The 4,825-nt window shown below is 58.1% G+C and carries 6 protein-coding genes; 5 read left to right on the top strand and 1 reads right to left on the bottom strand.

All coding sequences use genetic code 11. The annotated features are described in order from the left end of the window. The 5 genes from NW819_RS09685 to NW819_RS09665 all read left to right on the top strand — a co-directional run. Positions 1-651: R3H domain-containing nucleic acid-binding protein (locus NW819_RS09685; protein ID WP_414413606.1), on the top strand; the 651-nt coding region annotated here is incomplete at its 5' end. A 237-nt stretch (positions 652-888) separates the two neighbouring features. Then, positions 889-1,458 carry a Uma2 family endonuclease gene (locus tag NW819_RS09680; protein ID WP_414350099.1) on the top strand — a complete coding sequence of 190 codons (570 nt, stop codon included), beginning with the start codon at positions 889-891 and terminating at the stop codon, positions 1,456-1,458. Between the two features lie 213 nt (positions 1,459-1,671). Then, positions 1,672-2,124 (top strand): ubiquinol-cytochrome c reductase iron-sulfur subunit, encoded by a 453-nt coding sequence (locus tag NW819_RS09675; RefSeq protein ID WP_414388014.1) that lies wholly within the window; start codon positions 1,672-1,674, stop codon positions 2,122-2,124. Between the two features lie 87 nt (positions 2,125-2,211). Continuing rightward, complete coding sequence (locus tag NW819_RS09670) at positions 2,212-3,360, top strand: glycosyltransferase (RefSeq protein ID WP_414384084.1); 1,149 nt, start codon at positions 2,212-2,214, stop codon at positions 3,358-3,360. A 78-nt stretch (positions 3,361-3,438) separates the two neighbouring features. Continuing rightward, a complete protein-coding gene (locus NW819_RS09665; RefSeq protein ID WP_011434176.1) occupies positions 3,439-4,326 on the top strand; it encodes a PRC-barrel domain-containing protein in 888 nt (295 codons plus the stop codon). 144 nt (positions 4,327-4,470) lie between these two features. Here NW819_RS09665 and NW819_RS09660 read toward each other — a convergent pair whose 3' ends face one another. After that, complete coding sequence (locus tag NW819_RS09660) at positions 4,471-4,782, bottom strand: alpha/beta fold hydrolase (protein WP_414413605.1); 312 nt, start codon at positions 4,780-4,782, stop codon at positions 4,471-4,473. Between the last annotated feature and the right edge of the window lie 43 nt (positions 4,783-4,825).

The following is a 4,825-nucleotide window of genomic DNA, read 5'->3' as shown; positions in this document are numbered from 1 at the left end:
GAGGACTCCGTCCCGCTAACGCCAGCGGGATCCCGTCCTGCCGCTCAGGTGGTGGCCGAATCCAGAGTAGAATCCGGCTCTGACGAAGAAGAAGATTTGGACTGGGAGGGATCCGCCCTAGCCCCGACAGGACGGCAGCAGAATCCGGATGGGCCGCTGATGATCTACCCCTACGGAGTGAGCCGCTTCTACCTGGAGCAGGTGATCCAAACCCTGAAACTGTCGGCGGATGTCACCAAAGATCTAGACGAGGCAGACATTGTCTTGGCCTTGCGATCCCAGGTGCGCAGCCGTTCCAAGATCCAGCAGATGGCCCACTCCCGCCAGATCCCGATTCACACCGTTAAGGCCAATACTCTGATTGCCCTGGCCCGCGCCCTGCGCCACATCCTCAACATCGAAAGCGAAGAGGGATCCGATTCCGACCTGGAGCTGTTCATTCGCGCCAGCTCAGGCGATGAAACCGAAGCTCTGGAAGAAGCCCGCCTGGCGGTGGAGCAAATTGTCATTCCCAAGTCTCAGCCAGTGGAACTTTTGCCCCGTTCGCCTCTGATCCGCAAGCTCCAACACCAGTTGGTGGAACATTACCACCTGCGGGCCCAAAGCTTTGGCGAAGAGCCCAACCGCCGCTTGCGCATCTATCCCAACTAGCCCCACACGATAGCTCAACCGATAGTTCAGCTCCGTAGAAGCTCTACCCATTGAGCCGTCGTGGTTAGAGAGGAAGGACTCCGTCTCGCTTCTGTGAACGGGATCCTGGGCTAAGATTTGGCTACGCCAAGTGCGGTTCCCGCTGTTGCGACAGCGTTGCAGTTGTCGGCCCAGTGTCGTAGGTACAGCAGCAGGGTGCCCTGGGCATAGCACCATTTATTGCTATAGGGATAGCTAATGACTGCTACAGAAGTACGCTGGACCACTCGGGATATCGAGGCTCTTCCAGAGAATGAATGGATCCGCTACGAGATCATCGACGGAGAACTGCTGGTGACTCGCTCTCCTCATCACAAACATCAGCACATTATCGGGTGTTTGTTCTCCGCACTGCATCGGTGGTCGCTAGAAACAGGATTGGGAGAACCCTCAATCATGCCAGGGATCCTCTTTTCCGAATTTGATAATGTGTCTCCCGATGTTGTTTGGGTTAGTTATGAGCGGCTATCACAGATTCAAGATGAAGCAGGACATTTTCGGGGTGCCCCTGAGCTGGTGGTTGAAGTCCTATCACCTGGAAAAGTTCATGAGGATCGAGACCGCTTGGCAAAACGGAAACTCTACTCTGTGCATGGGGTGCAAGAGTACTGGATCGTCGATCGGCTGGCTCAGAGAGTAGAGGTGTATCGCAGACAACAGGCCCAGTTGGTCTTGGTAGAAACGCTGTTGGCTCAGGATGCGTTGTCTTCTCCCCTGTTGCCCGGCTTTGCCTGCGCGGTTGCTGAGCTGTTTACCTCTCGATCCTAAGCTCCAGCAGTGCAAGAGCCCATCCCCGGTACTCAAGCAACGAAGAGGGCTACTGCGTACTCTAGCCGGAAAAAGTGCGGCTTGGCCCTGGCCGAAACTGTTCCGGTGTAACAAAATGTTAAGGGCAGCATTTGCACCGGGATCCCTTCTGAAGGGGCCGGTCTTTTGCTGGCTCATGACCTACATTTCGCACACCTCCAAGGACACATAGCCATGTACAACAATCGTCGTGGTTTTCTTCGCTGGCTGGCTCTCGGTTTTGGCTCGTTGGTGGGTTGGTTACCTGGGTTTACCCGGCGCCGTTTTGCCCTGGCCCAGGGAACTGCTTCTGGCTCTAAGGCTTCTGAGCCGGAGTTTGTGAAAGTTGCCACTCTGGCCGATCTCAAAGATGGTCCCTTCAAGGTGGAAAACGCCTTTGGGAAAAACACCGTCACCCTCTGGTTGGTCGGGGATCCGCAAAAAGAAGATTCTCTGCTGGCTTTGGATGCCGCCTGTCCCCATGCGGGGTGTGATGTGAACTGGCGGGGGGAGAACTTTGTCTGCCCCTGTCATGGCTCGGCTTTTGCTGCCGATGGCAGCCGTACCCGTGGCCCGGCCAAGGCAGACCTGGCCATCTACAAGGTCAAGGTGGAGAAGGGAGAAATTTTTGTAGCCAAAGCCTCATAAAGTTCTGGGCAGGCTGTGGGCTTTGAGGCCAGGCCTTCAGGTATCCAGATTGAGAAGACAATGGGCTGAGCTACCGAGGCTCTCCCTATGGCTCGTCCCTACCGCTATCTGTTCCTCTCCACCCCTGTTGGACCTCTGGGATCCGGGGCCGGTGGTGGTGTGGAGCTCAATCTTGCCAACCTGACGCGTGTCTTACTCCAGATGGGATCCCAAGTGCGGGTGTTGGCCCCTGTGGGATCCCGAATGGCGGAGTTGCCGGAGGAGGTGATCGAGCCGGTGGCGGGCCTTCCCCCGGCCTATGCGCAAACCCAGCGCCGCGATCAGCCGGTTCTGATCCACACCCCCTCTCTGCTGGCCAACCTGTGGCAGCGGGCTGCCCACCTGCAAGATCAGTTCGATCTAATCGTGAACTGGAGCTACGATTGGCTCTCGTTTTATTTGACGGATTTTTTCCGCACCCCGGTGGCCCACATTGTTAGCATGGGATCCCTCAGCGATGCCGTCGATCAGGCTCTAGAGCACATTGCCCATCGCTACCCTGGTCGGCTGGCGGTGCATTCGCGGGCGCAAGCCCAGACCTTTGCCTTTGCCCGAGCCGAGATGGCGGCAGGTCGGGATCCCTTTGTCTATCTGCCCTGCGGGGTGGATCTGCGCCTCTACGACTTTGTGCCCCAAGGGAATGGATCCCTGTGTTGGATTGGGCGCATTGCCTCCGAAAAGGGCCTGGAAGACTGTGCTGCCCTAGCCGAGAAGACGGGAAGGCCGGTGGTGATCCTAGGCCACCTGCAAGAGCCAGGCTACTGGCAGCAGATCCAAGAGCAGTACCCGCATGCCCAATTGGATTACCGAGGGTTTTTGCCCACCCCGCAAATGCAGCGGATCTTGGGGCAATGCTCAGCCTTGATCATGACCCCCAAGTGGGTGGAGGCCTTTGGCTTGGTGGCGGTGGAAGCTTTGGCCTGTGGCGTGCCGGTGATTACCTACCGCCGGGGTGGGCCCGCGGAAATTGTCAGCGATGGAGAAACCGGCTGGATCGTCGAGCCGGACAACGTGGCAGCTTTGGCAGAGGCTGTAGAGCGCCTAGATCACATCGACAGGAGCCGCTGTCGGCAACGGGCAGAAGAGCACTATTCCCTGGGCGCGATGGCAGAGCAGTTTCTGGCCTGGAGCAGGCAGATTGGCCGGGATCCCACCTGGGCAGCCCGCGAGGGAGGAGACAGGCAGTGGTACTATTAACTTACTTAATTCTGGCGAACTGTGTCAGACACGCAGCCCAACAACGGGAACGTTTTGACTTACGACGGGGAAACCATCATGACGACTGGGAAAGGATCTGTTGCGCTGGTGCGATCAGAGGTTCGTCGGCGGTCACAGGTTCTGGGAACGCAGGTGATCAGCCAGGGCAACGCAGCCCGGCTTGGGGTAGTCAGCGAAGTTTGGGCGGATCTGGAAGCCAAGCAGGTTCTGGTGCTGGGGGTGCTGGAAAAAGCCCTTGCCGGATCCCCCCGTTTGATGGAGCTGCGGCAAGTAACAGCGTTGGGTCAGGATGCAGTTCTTGTCCCCAGCGAAGAAGTTTTCGACAACTTGGACTTGGAGGGCCTGAGTCGCGTGGTTGGCAGCGAGGTGGTGACCGAAGAAGGGATCCGCCTTGGCAAAGTTAAGGATTTTGAGTTCAACTCCGTCTCCGGCATCATCACGGGCTTGGTGCTCTCCAACCTTGGCCTCACCTTTTTACCTGGCTTTATCCTCAGCACCTATCTGCTCTCCACTGACGAGATTGTCTCTGTGGGCGGGGATCGCCTTATTGTTGCCGATGGCGCCGAGACCCGCCTAACCCAACTGGCCAAGGGGATTTTGGAAACCCTGGGAATCGGCAAGCCCCCTTGGGAAGCCGGAGTTAGCCCTGCTCCTGCCCTGCCCAGTGCTGTCGAGAGTTCCGCCGTCGAGGAAGATTACGAAGAAGAATACGACGAGGAATACGAAGCCGAAGAAGAAGACGTTTACGCAGAAGAAGAGCCTGAACCTGAGCCGCAGCCTGTGCGTCCTCGTCCACCTGAGCCCGCACCCGCCCCCGAACAACCGGCTTGGGAACAGGAGTATGCCAAAGAAGAGGCCCCTCCTTCTGAGCCTGCCCCTCCTCCTTCCAGCTCCACTCCTGTGGATGGTGATCCCTGGGAAGATAAGGCCGGGGAGCCCACTTGAGTTGCCGGACTCGTACCAACTCCCCTCTGCGCTCGGGATGGTCACGTCAACCGAGAGCACGGCCCTTACCCCTGGCGCTAGGGCTGCTTCTTGCGCCAATCTCCCACTTTTTTCTGCCAAGGGGCAAAGGGATCCCCCATCTGTCTATCCCGGCAGGGCAGGATCGGCTTCGGCCAAGAAGCGCAAAGCCACCGACAAAAAGATCTGCGGCGCTTCAATGTGCGGAAAAGCAGCCCCTGGCAATCGGTAAATCGGCACCTCCGGGCGCAAAGCGCGATACCGCTCTGCCTGTTCTGGGCCGGTGAGACGATTTTGTTCTCCCCAGACCAGAGCCATGGGCTTGGCCACCACGCGAAAGTCGTCTTGGATGGGCAAATTGAGCCTGCCGGTGAGAAAAGAACGGGGGGCAAATTGAGCCCCCGCCTGGTGGGCTGCCTGGTAATAGTAGTCCACCACCGCCTCATCCAGGGCGTAGCTGGGGGAGCATGACTCTAGTCAA

The organism is Synechococcus sp. R8-2, from assembly GCF_047461715.1.
Taxonomy (GTDB): Bacteria; Cyanobacteriota; Cyanobacteriia; order Thermostichales; family Thermostichaceae; genus Thermostichus.
Note: the sequence above shows the minus strand (reverse complement) of the source record. Positions and strands in the feature narration are given on the sequence as shown.